The sequence below is a fragment of the Turicibacter sp. HGF1 genome (assembly GCF_000191865.1).
GTDB lineage: Bacteria > Bacillota_I > Bacilli_A > MOL361 > Turicibacteraceae > Turicibacter > Turicibacter sanguinis.
Window position 1 is genome coordinate 1 of sequence record NZ_AEXQ01000076.1, and the last position, 17,629, is coordinate 17,629.

13 protein-coding genes and 2 other RNA genes are annotated in these 17,629 nt (G+C 33.1%); 12 read left to right on the forward strand and 3 right to left on the reverse strand.

Translation table 11 applies throughout. The annotated features are described in order from the left end of the window. Positions 1–2,260 (reverse strand): YfhO family protein (locus HMPREF9402_RS07195; protein WP_009606970.1); only part of this gene is annotated, 2,260 nt, incomplete at its 3' end. Between the two features lie 184 nt (positions 2,261–2,444). On the opposite strand from HMPREF9402_RS07195, the gene HMPREF9402_RS07200 reads away from it, so the two are divergent. The 3 genes from HMPREF9402_RS07200 to HMPREF9402_RS07210 all read left to right on the forward strand — a co-directional run bounded on the left by HMPREF9402_RS07200 (position 2,445) and on the right by HMPREF9402_RS07210 (position 7,592). Next, positions 2,445–4,307, forward strand: a complete 1,863-nt coding sequence (locus tag HMPREF9402_RS07200) for an LTA synthase family protein (protein ID WP_006785676.1) — start codon at positions 2,445–2,447, stop codon at positions 4,305–4,307. 325 nt (positions 4,308–4,632) lie between these two features. Further along, positions 4,633–5,727, forward strand: coding sequence for a bifunctional glycosyltransferase family 2/GtrA family protein (locus HMPREF9402_RS07205; RefSeq protein WP_006785677.1), 1,095 nt, complete (start codon positions 4,633–4,635; stop codon positions 5,725–5,727). After that, positions 5,718–7,592 (forward strand): hypothetical protein, encoded by a 1,875-nt coding sequence (locus tag HMPREF9402_RS07210; RefSeq protein ID WP_009606974.1) that lies wholly within the window; start codon positions 5,718–5,720, stop codon positions 7,590–7,592. The genes HMPREF9402_RS07205 and HMPREF9402_RS07210 overlap by 10 nt, the downstream gene beginning before the upstream one ends. Before the next feature lie 72 nt (positions 7,593–7,664). Here the strand turns inward: HMPREF9402_RS07210 and ssrS (HMPREF9402_RS14155) are convergent. Continuing rightward, positions 7,665–7,854: non-coding RNA, 6S RNA (gene ssrS / locus HMPREF9402_RS14155), on the reverse strand. 308 nt (positions 7,855–8,162) lie between these two features. Continuing rightward, a non-coding RNA gene (gene ssrS / locus HMPREF9402_RS14160) (6S RNA) lies at positions 8,163–8,349 on the reverse strand. Positions 8,350–8,694: 345 nt separating this feature from the next. Here ssrS (HMPREF9402_RS14160) and HMPREF9402_RS07215 point away from each other — a divergent pair. The 9 genes from HMPREF9402_RS07215 to yfmH all read left to right on the forward strand — a co-directional run bounded on the left by HMPREF9402_RS07215 (position 8,695) and on the right by yfmH (position 17,599). Further along, entirely contained in the window at positions 8,695–9,462 is a 768-nt protein-coding gene (locus tag HMPREF9402_RS07215; protein ID WP_009606971.1) for a tRNA threonylcarbamoyladenosine dehydratase, read from the forward strand. A 19-nt stretch (positions 9,463–9,481) separates the two neighbouring features. After that, a complete protein-coding gene (gene msrA / locus HMPREF9402_RS07220; protein ID WP_006784512.1) occupies positions 9,482–9,991 on the forward strand; it encodes a peptide-methionine (S)-S-oxide reductase MsrA in 510 nt (169 codons plus the stop codon). A gap of 114 nt (positions 9,992–10,105) precedes the next feature. Beyond that, positions 10,106–11,185 (forward strand): RnfABCDGE type electron transport complex subunit D, encoded by a 1,080-nt coding sequence (locus HMPREF9402_RS07225; RefSeq protein WP_009606973.1) that lies wholly within the window; start codon positions 10,106–10,108, stop codon positions 11,183–11,185. Between the two features lie 126 nt (positions 11,186–11,311). After that, positions 11,312–12,400 (forward strand): AI-2E family transporter, encoded by a 1,089-nt coding sequence (locus tag HMPREF9402_RS07230; RefSeq protein WP_006784514.1) that lies wholly within the window; start codon positions 11,312–11,314, stop codon positions 12,398–12,400. Between the two features lie 240 nt (positions 12,401–12,640). Beyond that, positions 12,641–13,303, forward strand: coding sequence for a deoxyribose-phosphate aldolase (gene deoC, locus HMPREF9402_RS07235; protein ID WP_006784515.1), 663 nt, complete (start codon positions 12,641–12,643; stop codon positions 13,301–13,303). Positions 13,304–13,325: 22 nt separating this feature from the next. Beyond that, complete coding sequence (gene deoD, locus HMPREF9402_RS07240) at positions 13,326–14,036, forward strand: purine-nucleoside phosphorylase (protein ID WP_009606972.1); 711 nt, start codon at positions 13,326–13,328, stop codon at positions 14,034–14,036. A 174-nt stretch (positions 14,037–14,210) separates the two neighbouring features. After that, a complete protein-coding gene (locus HMPREF9402_RS07245) occupies positions 14,211–14,888 on the forward strand; it encodes a CAP domain-containing protein (RefSeq protein WP_009606975.1) in 678 nt (225 codons plus the stop codon). Between the two features lie 150 nt (positions 14,889–15,038). After that, positions 15,039–16,313 carry an EF-P 5-aminopentanol modification-associated protein YfmF gene (gene yfmF / locus HMPREF9402_RS07250; RefSeq protein WP_006784518.1) on the forward strand — a complete coding sequence of 425 codons (1,275 nt, stop codon included), beginning with the start codon at positions 15,039–15,041 and terminating at the stop codon, positions 16,311–16,313. Beyond that, positions 16,313–17,599, forward strand: a complete 1,287-nt coding sequence (gene yfmH / locus HMPREF9402_RS07255; RefSeq protein ID WP_006784519.1) for an EF-P 5-aminopentanol modification-associated protein YfmH — start codon at positions 16,313–16,315, stop codon at positions 17,597–17,599. The genes yfmF and yfmH overlap by 1 nt, the downstream gene beginning before the upstream one ends. Positions 17,600–17,629 lie beyond the last annotated feature (30 nt).

Genomic DNA, 17,629 nt, shown 5'->3' on the forward strand with positions numbered 1-17,629 from the left:
CGAGTTCATTTTTTTTGAATTCTATGATTAGGATTGTGATAAATCCTAGCGTACTGATGGTTGTTAGGATAGCTCCTAGTTTAAAACCTGGTGGTGTATAGGTTAAGGTGATGTTATAATGACCTGTTTCAAGAGGAAGTCCAATAAATCCACCTTGTACTTTATCAAAGTTTGTTTTTACACCGTTTACGGATAAGTTCCACCCTTTATCGTATGGAATCGAGAAGTAAAGGTAAGCAGGAGACGTGATGGTAATCGTTCCATCAATCCTATTTTGCGAGTATGTGGTTTGTTCAAATAGGTCACGCTTATCACTTTGCTTTTTAAGTGAAAGTGATTCAAAGTCATCGTCTTCAAGGACTAAGGTGTTAACAAAATCAATCTCAGATGGTGACATAGCTAAAGCATCCGATTGTTTTAAATAGTTTGAATACGTGAACCCAATTGGTAAGTAGTCGTTATACAAATAAACGGATTCATGTTCGAATGTTTTTAGTAGTGTTAGCTCATCCAAGTTGTCAATTAAATCTTGTTCATCGTGTGAGATGACATAATATTTAACGCCAAGCATTTTAGCTGTCTCTGATTCAAGAATATGGAAGCCCCAATACGTCGGATTGGCCCCAATTAGGGAAAGGAAATCGCTAAGTGTAAATTGGTACATGCTATCGTACGTTGAAACGCTTTTGTATCCATAGTGTAAGTTTAAGTTTCGGTAAATACTGTAATCCGTTGCACGGATAGGCGTATAAGTCCGATACAAACTTGAATCAAGTTCTTCTAGATAATCAAAGGCTTCTTGGTCATATTTTTCACCTAGCCTGAAGTCTTCGCTACCATCAGGATAACGATTAAGCGTCATAGAGGCACTAATCCCAAGTTCTAGGATGAGAAGTATCGCAATGGATGCTATTTTAATTGAGAATTTTTTGATGAAGAGAAGGATGAGTAAGTAGGCGATGACAAGTACGATAGTGACTTTCATGACGAAGAGTTCTTTTAATTGAAGCTCTTGGAGATATTCATAACTATTTGACCCAATGACGATTAATCCAATTAAAAGTGCGATGATAATCACACTACTCAAAACTAACGGAAGTCTTTTAAATTCTCGATGATTTAAATATTTTGCAACGATGATGACATTGACCATTATGATTAAGATTGTAAAACGGAAGGTTGGTTCACTTAGTCCATGCATCAAAGACCCGCCATAAGGTGTCATTAATAGAAGTCCTAAGATACCATATAAACTTAACCAAAGCCAATTTTCTTTTAATTTATACTTTGTTTTATCTAAGAAGTACGAAAAGACAAAGAGATAGGTCACAACACCAGAATAAAGCGTTAATTGGTTTGTTCGGTAATCATCAGTGTTAAAGAGAAGGGCTTTGTCCCATGTTGAATCAAAGTTTGGACAGAATGAACGCATGATAATATCAAGGTAGATTTTAATCGGTCTCCATAAAAAAGACAATCCTTCGCTTGCTTCATTTAATCGTGTATTAAGGGCTGTATGAATGACGGCTGGTAAAATGAGAATGAGCGTCATACAAGCTCCTAAGATAAAGGCTGCGACAAGTTTTAAAGAGGATAGAATAAATGCTCTAATATTAAATTCATGGGTCATGAAATATCTGAGTGGCCAATAAAAGACTAAGAAGACACATAATGACCAGAATAAATAGTAATTTGAAATGAGTAAAATAAAAGAGGCGAAAACAACGAGACTGACACGCCCTTTATTTAAATACTTTTCAATGGCTAAAAAGATAAGGGGAAGTAGAGCGAACCATGTTAGGTACATCGGATGTTCAACGAATAAAAAGCCCCAACCACAAAAAGTGTACATGATGGATGGAATAAATCTCATTTGTGATTTGATTCCCATTTCTTTCAAAAAAGCACTTACCCCAATGAGTGCGACAAATAGTTTTAAAAGAGTGATGTAAAAGACTGCTCCCATCATTTTTGAAGCGGGGAATAAAAGTGTTAGGTACGCAAATGGATCGCCTAGGAGGTAGTAGGTTTTAGAACCGATAAAATTAGTTCCTAAAAATAAGTTCCATGACCAAAATGGAGCTTCTCCACTGCTTAGTAGACGATGAAATTCCTCATAAAAATAAAGGTGTTGGTTTTGATAGTCAAATCCTAAGGTGAAGGATTTAAGGTGTAATATATATGGTGAAAAAATAAGAAGCGTTAGAATCAAAAAGCTTAGTAACGTAAACTTTTCTTCTTTTAAATATCGTTTAAGCATAGGAGCCCCCTTTATTCAAAATAAGTATCATTTTTCTGTGCTATTATATCATAAAATCGCTTTTCATTGGTACCTTTCTTCGAATTGTGTCAAGTTATGAAAAGATGTCAAAATTTAAAACGACTTGCGACTGCTTTTTGTATTTTGGTATAATATGAGGTGAAATAGCGAAGAGGTGGAATTTATGAAGAAATTTGGATGGATTAAATCTTATGTGATAGTATTCGCTTATATTGTGACATTAGTCAGTGTAGATCTTTTATTGCATTATTTAGCGGGATTGAATGTTTTAGTTAAACGTTCTATTTTATTTTCAACAGCGTATGCATGTGGCTTTGCCGCTATCGGATTGTTATTTAAAGGAATGGGACGCCAAATTTATTATGGATTGACAGCAATCTTATTTGCCATTCTTGGACTTGGACAAGTCATTTATCATTATTTTTATAAAGCCTTTTTTTCAGTTTCCCAAGCCACTAATTTAGGAGAACTTGGAACGGTTAAGGGAGAGATTTTCCGTGTTTTAGAATGGAAATATACTTTGTTCTTTATTCCGGTTGTGTTGTTTATTTTGATTTTAGTTTTATTAAAACGTCAAATGAAGCGTCAAAAGTTTGATTATATGGCGGTTGTGGTTTGCTTTGTCATAGCATTTGGATTAAACTGGGTGACCAAAATAACATTTGAGACAACCGATTCAGTATCAGATAAATTTAAAGACGATAACTATTTGTATGAATCTTTATTTGATAAAGAACGTGCAATGGAACGATTTGGTCTATTTGCTTATACGAAGCAAGATGTGAGCATTACCACGCAACGATTTATTTCGAAAAAGTTTAAGATTGCGGCAGATTATGAACAAATCGATGCCTATTTTGAAGAAATGAACCATGAACATGTTGAAAATGAGATGACAGGATTATTTGAAGGTAAAAATGTAGTATTTGTTTTGGCTGAAAGTTTGTCGAATTTAGCGATTGATGAAAATATGACGCCGACGTTATATAAAATGATTCAAGAGGGACTGTATTTTGATAATTACTATTCTCCAACGTATAAAGCCTCAACAAGTGATTCCGAGTTCGTGGTGAACACGTCATTAGTTCCATCGATGTCTTATGGAACAACCTCGTATGATTTTGCGAATAATACCTTCCCAAATACGCTAGCGAATCGGTTTAAAGAGGCAGGATATACAGCACAATCATTCCACTCCAATACAGGAGATTTCTATAATCGCTTTAATTATCATCGCGCTCTTGGGTATGAAACATTCTATGATCAAAAAGCACTTGGGCTAGCGTTTTTAGACGAGTGGGAGTACATGGTCAATTGGCCAAGTGATACAGATTTAATGAAAGCTTCTGCTGATATTTTCTTGCAACAAGAGAAATTCTTTAGTTACATATTAACAACGAATGGTCATACGCCTTATACGACTCAACGAACAGAGCTTGCAGCTAATTATGACTATGTGCGTCCGTTTGTCAAAGAAGGCGCAGATGAAGAAATTGTTTATTATTATGCGGCACAAAATGCATTTGATGAATCGATGGCGTATTTAATTAATCGATTAGAAGAGGCAGGAGAATTAGAGGATACTGTGATTATCATCTTTGGTGATCATTATCCTTACCCAATCCATCATGATAAAATTTGGGCATATGATGATACGAATGCGTGGAATTGGCAGGAACTTCATAAAGTCCCACTTATTATGTGGACGCCAGGCATGGAACCTCAGACAGTCAGCAAGCTTATGAGTTCATTTGATGTTGCACCAACCGTGGCTAATTTATTTAATTTAAATTATGATTACTATCATGCCTTTGGTGTTGATGCATTCTCTGATGATGAGTCATTAGTTGTCTTCTCAAACTATGGATGGATCACAGAACATGCAAGAAATAATATTTGGTCTGGCTATACGGAGTCTTACGATGAAATTGGAACAGAGGCTTATATTAATTCGATGAATAATAAAGTTCTTGAAATGTTTGAAATTGGACAAGAAATCTTAAAAGATGATTATTTCGCACAGTAAATTAAAAGGGAGCCTTAGCTCCCTTTTTTTGTAAAATAATTCCTAAAGAAGGATTTTTATGAAAAAATGTTTCCATCTATTACGGAATATTTTATAATTAAAAGGCAAGAAGTACAATTATCGACAAGACGTTGAGTATAACTTTTAGTCCGTATATAAACCGAAATGTCATCTATAGTTTTATAGAAGCAGTCTTAGTATTTAAGCCGTTGTGATACTAAGGTATAACTATAGAACCACTAAAGGTTTTGAAATCCACAAAACTTATCGGTTCTTATATAAGAGGACTTAAAATAAAATTAGGAACAGAAAAGGGGATTTATTAGTGAAGCCATTTAATCAGGTAGCGATCCTTATTCCGTGTTTAAATCCGGATGAGAAAATGCTAAATCTTATTAAAAATTTAAGGTCAAATGAATTTGAACATATTATAGTTGTGAATGATGGAAGTGTTGAAACATTTGATTCGTATTTTGAAGAAGCAAAAAACGTGTATCATTGTCATGTGTTACGACATCATGTCAATTTAGGAAAAGGGCGTGCTTTAAAAACGGCATTTAATTATATTTTAAATACGTTTCCAAATCTCGTTGGGGTTGTAACCGTAGATGCCGATGGTCAGCATAGTCTTGAGGACATTATCAAATGTTCAAATACTTTGATGGAGCATCCGACAGATTTAATTATGGGGTGTCGTGACTTTGATGCAGCCAATATTCCGTTTAGAAGTCGCTTTGGAAATATTATGACACGTCATGTTTTTAAATTTTTATGTGGGGTCAAAGTGACCGATACACAAACAGGATTACGTGCTATCCCTCGTAACTACTTAAAAACATTGATGAATGTGTCGGGTGAACGTTTTGAGTTTGAAATGAATATGTTAATTGATTCAAAACAAAATCAAGTTCGTATTACAGAGGTTCCGATTCAAACGATTTATTTAGAAGAGAATAAGTCTTCTCATTTTAATCCGTTAGTTGATTCATTAAAAATATATTCGGTATTTTTAAAATTTATCTTATCTTCATTTGCCTCTTTTATTATTGATATTTCATTTTTTACCTTATTCATCTCGATTTTAAAAGGCATGTCAGGACTTAATTATATTATGATTGCAACGGTATTAGCACGTATCGTTTCGTCTGTTGCGAATTTCATGGTTAATAAAAATACCGTGTTTAATTTAAAAGAAAATTCTATTTCAACTGCTATCAAGTACTATTGTTTATGCATCATTCAAATGTTGATTTCTGGTGTTGGGGTGACTTATTTATTTAAAGTGTCTGAAATGAATGAAGTTGGTTTAAAATTAATCGTGGATGTCTTATTATTCTTATTAAGCTTCCAAATCCAACGTGAATGGGTCTTTAAGCGTGAAGTGGAAAATGAAGGAGGAAATAAACGCATATGTATTTAGTTTTATTTCTATTCATTTTATTAGCTATTACAGTTAGTTATAGCGGCTTCTTTAAAAAGCGTTTTGAAGAAGTGTTACCGATAACGGTCTTATCCATGACGTTATTAATGTATGTTTGCTCAATTTTGGGTTCATTAAAGGTTGGATATTATGCGGTGATCGGATTGACTATTTTAGCGATTGGATTCAGTCTTTATTTTGTTTGGAAAGATAAAAAAGAGTTTTTCATGCGTTCTCTAACACCAGGTTTACTATTTTTTGTACTATTCTTTGGGTTTATTTGGTGGGCTCATCGGGGTCGTTTATTAACACAATGGGATGAGTTTTCACATTGGGGATTAACGGTAAAGAATATGTTTGCACTTGATGTTCTTGGAAATCAATCCATTGCTACGACAACGTTTAAATCTTATCCACCGGCGATTGCCTTATTCCAATATTTCTTACAAAAACTATCTGGGGTATTTATTGAAGGAAATTTATATCGGGCCATCAATGTTTTTAATATCGCGTTATTGATTCCTATTTTAAAGTTTACCACTTGGAAAGAACCAAAGAAATTTTTAATGTTAGCTTTTACGGTACTTGTGGTTCCACTCGCTTTTTATTATGAGTTCTATCATACGATTTATGTTGATGCTACACTAGGTGTGATTTTTGGATATATCTTATATAGTTACTTTAGTCAGCCCATGTCTAAATTTAATTTATTGAATTTAAGCTTAGCTTTCGCTACACTCATCTTAACTAAAGAAACGGGATTTGGTTTAGCTGCCATTTCACTTGTTATTATTCTGCCAGATTTAATTTTAAATCGCCTAGAGGTTAAATCGTTTATGAAGCAAAATCGTTATGTGAATAAAGTGATGCTTATTTTGCCTTTAATCACTATTTTATTTGCGAAGTACTCATGGAGTTGGTACTTAAAGATTTGTCAAACAGGGAGTTACTGGGGAGAACCTGGTGTAACCTTACAAAAAGTATTAAATCTTTATGCCGATGATCAACCTGTGTATCGTAAACAAACGATGATTAATTTCTTTAATGCCTTATTTACTGATAAAATCACTGGCTTTATGATTGATATTAACTTTATAGGGTGTTTATTTATTTTTGCCTTATTAGGTGCAAGTTTAGTTTATTTAACAAACAAAAAATATCAAATTAGAATAAAATGGGCCATTCGTTTAATCTTTATGGGATGCCTCATTTTTGCAGCTTCACTCTTATCAGTCTATTTATTTACGTATTCAGAAGGGGAAGCAACAGGTCTTGCCTCACTCGCTCGCTATTTAGGAACCTATTTAACGGGATTCTTTATCTTCTTAGTATATATGTTGTTGAGTGTTGATTCTGATGAGTCAAAGATGTTTAAGCCTTATTTACCATTAGCTTGTGTCGTCTTTTGCTTAATTTTCATCAATATTAAACCACTATTAAATAGTACCATTTTAGCCCCTTATTATATTGATCAAAGTGTTGAAACAAGATGGGATTATTATGAAATGGAAAAACTATTAGAGGTGGTTAATCCTACTGACCGTGTTTACCTTATTACGCAAAATAATCGTCATGGTCATTTAACATCACGTTATATTTTAACGCCAATTCACATTAATACATATGAGTATAGTTTAGGTGACCCTTATTCAGATACTGATTTATACACTTGTAATTTATCCGTTTCGGAATGGGCATCGAGGTTAAATGAGTATGATTATGTTTATTTACATCGCATTGATGAAAAATTTATTAATACTTATGGAAGTTTATTTGAATCAGGGATTGATTTAATGAACGATACGTTATATCGTGTGATCAAGGAAAATGGAACGGTACGTTTAGAAAATGTTTTAATGCCATAAAAAAGGATGAGGTTCTCACACCGCATCCTTTTTATTTATATAAATAAAAAAAACACGAATCATATTGATTCGTGTTTATCCAAAATACCGTAGGTGTTAGGATATAAACCCGCTAAAATAGCAGGTGGGCATCGTATCTAGTGTTTTAGGAGTCCTAGGTGATAAAAGCTAGGCATTCAACACCACACTAGCGAATCGGATTCCCTAATCAGAAATGTTCGGATTTAAAGAACTAATCACCTTACGCATATCTCAGAAGATGAGTAAATTTTAACATGATATTGGATAGATTGCAAGGTCAATTTAACTCATCTCATTTATATCTAAACTAAATTCTTTTTGTTTTTAGCCCAAAGTGACCGTCAAGGCAAAATCTATCTTAATCTGAAGGGTTAGGGTCCTTATGGACTAGATAGAGTTTAAAATGTGGTATAAGAAGTGTATTATTTTAAATGAAAAATCATCTGACGGTTCAGTTTGGAATTAGATTTTATCATGTTAAGCGATAAAGTGCAATAAATAAATTGAGATAAAATAAAAAAACACGGATATTGCTATCCGTGTCATCTTAAATAACCCAAATTGCCGTAAGTGTTAGGATAATAAACCCGCTCGAGAGCAGGTGGGTATCCTGTCTGATATATTAGGATTCCTAACAAAATGGTTAGGCATTCAACACAATATCAGAACTCCGGATTCCCTTATCAGAAATGTTCGGATTTCACAACTAATCACCATACGCACAATTCAGGGGATTTAGACGCATATTATTTTTTACATCTACTGACGAAAATGAAATCATATGCATCTATCAAATGAAAGAGGTCACTCATCATAAAACAACTAAACTACATCATCTACGTGACAGTAACTTGATGTTGGATACCAACTAAAATCCGAGGAAATGAGGTATATTAATCACCAACAAATACTTACTGCCGAATGACATTTCATTTGACACTATTATTATAGCCAGTATTTTAGATTTCATACTAAATTTTAAAAAATAGCCTAAAAAAAGTGAGTCATCGTGGTAATTTAGAGAGAATAACGGTATAATCAAAGCAGTTAAATAATTAGAAAGAGTAAGGAGCAAGACGAGATGTTACATCAATTTTCTAGAAATGAATTAGTTTATGGACCTGAAGGAACAGAAATCTTAAAAAATAGTACGGTTGCCGTGCTCGGAATTGGTGGTGTCGGTTCGTTTGCCGTGGAGGCATTAGCACGTACAGGTGTGGGAACGTTAATTTTAATTGATAAAGATGTGGTAGATATCACGAATGTAAATCGTCAAATTCATGCGACTCATAAGACGGTAGGACGTAAAAAAGTTGAGGTGATGGCTGAGCGTATTGCGGAAATTAATCCAGCATGTAAGGTGATTCAAATGCATATGTTTTATACAGAAGAAACGGCTTCCTTATTATTTGATCATCACATTGATTTTATTGTAGATGCTTCAGATACAATTAGCTATAAAATTCATTTAATTAAAGAATGTTTAAAACGAAATATTAAATTTATTTCTTCAATGGGAGCCGCTAATAAATTAGATCCAACTAAATTTGAAATCACAGACTTGCAGAAGACGTCTTATGATCCAGTGGCTAAAGTGATTCGTACTAAATTAAAAAAAGAAAAAGTAAGTGGTAAAATTCCAGTTATTTATTCGACAGAGCGACCAATTATTGGACGAGAGGATACTCTTAAAATTGTTGGAAAAGAAGATAGTGAAGTTCGTAAACAACAATTACCACCTGCTTCGAATGCCTTTGTTCCAAGTGTAGCGGGATTAATCGCAGCTAGTTATGTCATCAATGAGTTAACCAAATCAATTAAAGTTAAGCGTAAAGGGGATCAAGCTTAAGCAAAGGGGGAAAATAATAATGAAGAAAATCATTTTAGCGGGGGGCTGTTTTTGGGGAGTCGAAGCTTATTTTAAGCGATTAAAAGGTGTTTTATCCACACGTGTCGGGTATACAGATGGTTTCACGATGAATCCAACTTATGAAGAAGTTTGTGCCCAAAATACGAATCATGTGGAAGCCTGTGAAATTTATTATGATGAGCAAGTTATTTCATTAGAGCGACTTCTTGAGCATTTATTTAAAATTATTGATCCCACTTCATTGAATAAACAAGGGGGGGACGTTGGCGTTCAATATCGAACAGGAATTTATTATGACGATGAAGCTTTGCGTCCGGTTATAGAAAGATTTATTCAAAAGATACAACCTAATTATGCATCTCCTATTGTGGTAGAAGTAAAAAAAGAGAGCCCCTTTTATCAGGCAGAGCGTTATCATCAAGACTATTTGACCAAAAATCCAATGGGATATTGTCATGTTAACTTATATCAAATTTCAGAAGAAGACTTAAAAGATGAGTATAAATAAGGAAAAAATTAGCGCTTTGCTAATTTTTTTTTGAATATTTAGAAAGATAGCTATCCCAAAATGATTTATCTCATGATAGAATAGAATTACTTTTTAAGATTGAGGAGAAACGACATGAAAAAGATTAAATTAGCCATTAAGCGACGATTAAACCATCCTTTAAGATTAACTATTAATGAAAAAAAACAAATTAAAATTCTTTATTTAGTTGCTAGCTTACTCATTTTGATGGGATTATTTGTTGAATATGGTTATTATTCAACCATTGGTCATTTAGGATCAACCATTGCCATTGAAATTTTTAAAATTCATTTGACTAAATTAATGGTTATTTTAGGATTTGCAACGGTGGTAGACTATAGTTTAGCTTCTTTATCGAATCATCGTCTTTTGACATTAAAACAAGGCGTAAAGAGCTTAATTGAACGTCCCTCATTATTATTTGTTATGATATTGATTTTAATGTTATCCTTAGACGCCCCGGTTACCGCTTTTTGTATGGCAAGTCTTTTAATAATTTTAGTCTCTTCAATGATTAAACCGAAAGGAAATTTATATCTCGTACACCCTGTATTAATTGGTTATTTAGTTGGGGTATGGGGAAGCATCTCCATTAATCAAAATTTAGGAATTTTACAAACCCCACCGATGTTTAGTTCACCTTTTATGAGTGCTGTTAACGGACCGCTTACCTTAACTTATGATGAATTTATTTTAAAGTTTCATTCCCTTCAAACTGTTTTAGCAGGATTATTTGAAGGATCGTTAGCGGGAACTTTAATTCTTCCCCTTATCATTTGTGCGCTATTTTTGATGAAGCGTCAAATTCTAGATTATAAGGTGTTTGTTCTTTATATTGGGACTTATACTTTGTTAGGTGCTTTATTTATGCAAATGGCTCATTTTGAGTATTGGATTTTATTATTATTTATGTTAAATGGGGGACTTTTGATTTGTCCGATTTTCTTAATCGCACGGTGTGAAAATCTTGCAAGTCGCCCGTATGTTAAATATTCATATATTGCTTTTACCTCGCTCTTGACAGTTTTCTTATCGTATTACGTCCATTTTGTTTTTGGTCCTTATCTTGCATTAGGACTTAGCCAGTTTATCTTAGGAGTCAGTCAATTTTTATTAAGTCATCAAATAGTAAAGATGAAGGGCTTTAAAAATCAAAAACAGGTTATAGCTTAAGCTATAGCCTGTTTTTATTTTTTTAAAAATAAAAAGGAGAGGCATAATCAAAACTTAGACACCTATAATATAAAGACATAGAATAATTTTATGATACGACTAGCTGAACTTAACGAGGTGAGAGACATGGAAGAATTTTTTTCAAAATATGCAAAAATTATAAAATTTGGGATGTATACATTAGTGGTCTTAATGTTATTAAGCATTGTTTTTTTATTTGTTCAAACTTCTCCTATTTGGGGAAATATTCTTTCAGATATTTGGTCGAGTTTATTTCCATTTTTAATTGCCTTTTTATTAGCCTATGTTATTCATCCTCTCATTCTTTGCATTGATCGACTTCGGCTTCCAAGGGTTTTATCCGTTTTTTTATTTTATCTTTTTATTTTTGGAAGTTTATACGGTGTCATTTCATGGTTTTTGCCAACAATTTTAAGAGAGTTACATGATTTAGTCATGAATTTGCCTACTTATTTAGAGGCTATTCAAACACAAATTATGATTTTTGATCAGAAGTTTAATCTTAATGTCAGTCAGTATTTTTTAGGAGATTATAGTAGCTGGATGAGCACCTTGACGACTCATATGCGTGAAATTACAGGATGGACCTTCAATATGATTTTTTCAATTATTGGCTCATTAGTTAATATCATTATTGTTCCAATTGCGTTATTTTATTTTTTAAAAGACTTTGAGAAAATGATGCACGGGTTATTAAAAATTGTACCAAGGCGATTTCGACATCATGCAGTCTCAATCGCTGGGTTGTTAGATGAATCCTTGGGTTCATATATTCGTGGGGTCTTTTTAATTATGGTGACGTTGTCAATTATTGCAACCATTCTGTTGATGATTGCAGGAATTGATTATGCTTTATTATTTGGCGTTTTAATTGGCTTAACGGACTTTATTCCGTTTATTGGGCCATTTATTGGGGCTATTCCGGTTGTCGTCTTTGCGTTATCAATTTCTTGGAATAAAGTGATTATTGTAATTATTATTTTAGCCATTTTACAGTGTATAGAAGCGAATTTTTTACAGCCTTTCATTATTGGTCGCAACCTTGATATGCATCCTTTATTAATTATGATGATTATGGTGGTTGCTGCGACTATTATGGGCTTTCAAGGTGTATTTTTTGCACTTCCTGTCTTTTTAATGATCCGGACTTTTTCACGTTATTTATATTCAATTAAGGAAAAACACTTGGATTGAGATAAAAAAGTCTGCTTAATTCGACAAAATACTAATAAAAAGATTTTAAAAGTGGTCATTTTTTGGTAGAATTGAGAGTGAGTTAGTTGAAGAATCTGGATAATTTCTTCACTGAAAACACTTAAATTCTGATTTTTTAGAATGTTCCTAATGAATTACTGATATAACATTCATAACTTCAGATATACTAATAAAGGCAAATAAATCATTAGGATTTAATCTGTCTCGAGGAGGATTTCAATGGAAGTGAATAAGTATATTGATCACACGATTTTAAAACCTGAAACAACGAAAGCTCAAATTTTAACATTATGTGAAGAGGCAAAACAATTCAATTTTGCTTCAGTATGTGTGAATCCAACTTGGGTCGCAACTTGTGCTAATGAGTTAAAAGGAACAGACGTTAAAGTTTGTACAGTGATTGGATTTCCATTAGGAGCAACATTCAAAGAAGTAAAAGCATACGAAACAAAATTAGCAATTGAAAACGGGGCATCTGAAATTGATATGGTTATCAATGTAGGGGCTGCAAAAGATCAAAATTGGGAATTAGTGTATGAAGATATTAAGGCGGTTGTAGAGGCTGCAAACGGTGTCTTAGTAAAAGTTATTATCGAAACATGCTTATTAACAGATGAAGAAAAAGTAAAAGCTTGTGAAATGGCTGTTAAAGCAGGAGCTCATTTTGTTAAAACATCAACTGGATTCTCAACAGGTGGAGCCACAGCAGCTGACGTTGCTTTAATGCGTCAAACAGTAGGAGAATCAGTTGGGGTTAAAGCTTCAGGAGGTGTCCGTACCGCTGAGGATATGAAAGTGATGGTTGAAGCCGGAGCAAACCGTATTGGAACATCTGGTGGTGTTTCATTAGTTCAAGGAAAAGAAAATACAACAGCATATTAGTGATTTAAGAGGAGTGAATAAAATGGCAATTCCAACACCACACATTGGTTGTACAGAACAAGGAATTATCGCAGAAACAGTCTTATTACCAGGAGATCCATTACGTGCAAAATATATTGCAGACAATTTCTTAGAAGATGTTGTGCAATTTAATACAGTTCGTAATATGTTTGGATATACTGGAACTTATAAAGGGAAAAAAATCTCAGTTATGGGATCAGGAATGGGAATCCCATCTATTGGGATTTACTCTTACGAATTAATTCATTTTTACGGCGTGAAAAATTTAATTCGTATCGGTTCTTGTGGTTCTCTTCAAGAAGATGTAAAAATCCGTGATGTCATTATCGGAATGGGTGCTTGTACAAATTCTAACTATGCATCTCAATATAATTTACCAGGGACTTATGCTCCAATCGCTTCTTATGAATTATTAAGTAAAGCGGTCAAAGTAGCAGCTGAAAAAGAAATTGATGTTAAAGTCGGAAATATTTTATCTTCTGATATTTTCTATGATGCAGACGCAGATTCATGGAAAAAATGGGCTAAAATGGGAGTTATGGGTGTTGAAATGGAAGCAGCCGCTTTATATATGAATGCAGCTTACGCAGGCGTGAATGCATTATGTATTTTAACGGTGTCTGACTCATTAGTAACTCATGAAGTAACAACGGCTGAAGAACGTCAAAATACATTTACAAAAATGATGGAAATTGCGTTAGAATTAGCGTAATTAAGTAAAAGAACAATCCGAAAGAATAGGATTGTTCTTTTTATTTTAATAAAAAGAGGTATAAAATAAGTTTTCTAACTGATATTAAATAAGTAATAATGGATAAAAAAAGGAAGTGACGGGGTTGATTAAAAATAAAAACTATTTTTATTCATCATTGGTTTACTTTGTTTGATGGCAGGATGTCAATGTCAGCAGGAGGCGGTCGCCTTATTATTACCTAAAGACATTTCAATTACGTTAGTAAAAAAAGAGGATATTCCAAAATTTAATGAAGTTCATCAAGATGTAGCACCGCCTAAAGAAGCTGAGGTTCCTAAGCCCTCAATAGATGAATCCGTTGAAAAGACAGATAGTGAAAATCAGCAGACAGGGAATGAGTCACCCAAAAATGAGAGTCCTCTTTCTACTTCAGAAGAGGAGAGTAGCCAAGTCAGACCAGCTTCAGGGGAATTCGTTGAAAGTATGGAACAACAGATTATTGACTTAGTCAATGATACGCGTGTAAGTTTAGGAATTGAATCATTGAGTAAAAGTAAGGAGTTAACCGACACAGCAAGAGCTAAATCAAAAGATATGTATGAGTATCAATATTTTGATCATAATGGCCATCTAACTTTTTCACAGCTTCAAGAGCAATTTCAAATAGCAGTGCATATTAGTGGTGAAAATATTTATCGTTCTCAAAGTCCATTAACAACAGCACAAGTTATTTTTGATGCATGGAAATCTTCTCCTAATCATTATGCTAATATGGTGAATGATGAATTTCATCAAATTGGAGTAGGGGTTTATGTTGTAGATGAAGAGGGGATTAGGACTTATTATGTGACACAACATTTCACGGATTAAATGATGATTATTGAATAAACTGTTAATAGGGATTTAGACCGTTAATAAAAATAAATGGAATTTTTTTGATTTAATGTTCAAAATACCCTATAATTAATGTGCAAGAAATTAAGGTAATTCTTAATTTAATAAATTAGAGGTGGTGAATTTATGGAAGTTCGTCAATTTGATGACTTAGGATATAAGTTAACAACGATAAAAAGTGATAAATTTAAAACGAATCTTATTTCAGTTTCGTTTCAATCGGAGATTGAACGTGATAGTGTAACGAAGCGTTCGTTACTTCCATATGTAATGCGTTCTGCAACGAAAAAATATCCTTCAAAAAAGGAATTAAATACGTATTTAGAAACCTTATATGGTGGTTCTTTATCAGCGACAGTTGAAAAACGTGGAAAAACACATAATATTAAGTTTTACCTTTCATTAGCAAATGAAAAATTTTTAAGTCATTCAGAAGATTTGCTCGAACAAGGAATTGATTTATTAAAAGAGGTCATTTTACATCCTTGTTTTGTTGACGGAGCCTTTAAAGATCAAGTGGTAGAAGTTGAAAAACGTTTATTAAAGGAATATATTGAATCGATTTATGATGATAAAGTTTCTTATTCTCTTCAAAAACTCGTTGAAATTATGTGTAAGGATGAAAGTTTTAGCATTACCTCTATCGGGTATGTCGAGGATTTAGAAAAAATTAACGCAAAAGATTTAGTAGAAACTTATCAAAAAATGCTGACAGAAGATCAAATAACGATTATGGTTGTCGGTGATATTGATCATCAAGCCGTGTATGAATCTTTTAAACAACATTTACAATTCAATGTTCAGTCAACAAATGCTCAAATAATTGACCACGAAGATAAAGAAATTAAAAAGATTGAAGTGGTGAAAGAAGAGCAAGATATCTCTCAAGGAAAACTAAATATTGGTTATCGAACTCATACCCGAATTGGAGAAGATGACTATCTACCATTATTAGTGTTTAATGGGATGTTTGGAGGATATGCTCATTCAAAATTATTTATGAATGTACGAGAAAAAGCTTCTTTATGTTACTACTGTGCCTCTCGTTTAGATAACTATAAAGGTTTAATGTATGTTTATTCAGGAATTGAAGCACAAAATTATCAAAAAGCATTAGAGATTATCGGCCAACAATTAAAGGATATGGTTGATGGTAATTTTACAGATAAAGAAATGGATTTAGCTAAAAAATCATTAATTAACTCTAAGTTAGAATCTTTAGATCAAGCGTCAGGGATGATGGCTCACGAAAATTTAAATGCTCTTTTAGACCAACCTTTAACCGTTGAAGAGTGGATTGATCAAGTGAATGCTGTTACTGTGGATGATATCAAGCGTGTTGCAAGTAAAATCGAAGAAGATGCCATCTTCTTCTTAACTGGGAAAGAGGTGACAGAATAATGGAATTTAAAGAGTTCCCTCAATTACAAGAAAAGTTATATTTTGAAGAATTAGAAAATGGGTTAAAAGTTTATTTATTACCCAAACCAGGCTTTAATAAATCTTTTGCAACCTTTACTACGAAATATGGTTCAATTGATAATGAGTTTGTTCCGATTGGGCAATCAGAAATGAAACGTGTTCCAGATGGAATTGCTCATTTCCTCGAACATAAATTATTTGAAAAACAAGACTATGATGTTTTTGAAAAATTCTCTGCACATAGTGCCTCGTCAAATGCTTTTACTTCATTTACGAGAACGTGTTATTTATTTTCTTGTACAAGTGAATTATCAGAGAATTTAACGACATTAATTGACTTTGTTCAAACTCCTTATTTTACAGAAGAAACGGTTGAAAAAGAAAAAGGCATTATTGCACAAGAAATAAAAATGTATGACGATAACCCTGATTTTAGAGCTTATTATGGAATCATTAATAATCTATTCAAAGATCACCCAGTAAAGATTGATATCGCCGGAACCGTTGATTCTATCCAACCGATTACAGCGGATTTATTATATGAATGTTATCATACCTTTTATCATCCTTCGAACATGTTACTCTTTGTTATTGGTGATTTTAATCCAGAAGAAATCATGACGTTAGTGCGTCAAAATCAAGCTGCTAAAGAATATGTGAAAGCAGATGAGATTCCACGCCAATATCCAGAAGAGCCTGATTATGCTGTGACAAAAGAAAGTGTCCTAGAAATGGAAGTCACGACTCCAAAAGTCTTTTTAGGAATTAAAGATGTGACAAAAGATCGTCAAGGTGAAGTTTTATTAAAGAATGAAATAGCTGTTGATATTATTTTTGATTTGATATTTGGTAGTAGTTCTGCTTATTATGAAGAAATGTTAGACAAGGGTTATATTAATGATACATTCTCTTATGAAACAAACTTTGAATCGGCCTTTGGTTTTTCTATTGTTGGAGGAGACACTCGATATCCCGATGAATTAGCATCGAGTTTAAGAGAAAAATTAGAGAGTATTTCAACCATGGCATTTAATGAAGATGAATTTAATCGGATCAAAAATAAAAAAGTAGGCCGCTTTTTAAGCGCTTTAAATTCTGTGGAATTTATTGCGAACCAATTCACACAATATGCTTTTAATGGTGTTCATTTATTTACGATTCTAGATATTTTAGAAAAATTAACGATTGAGGATTTACAACAGGTAGCAAAAGATTATTTTGTAGCCGATCGTTTTAGTACGTTTAAGTTACTTCCTAAAAAATAAAATAAAAAGAAACAGGATGAAATTCCTGTT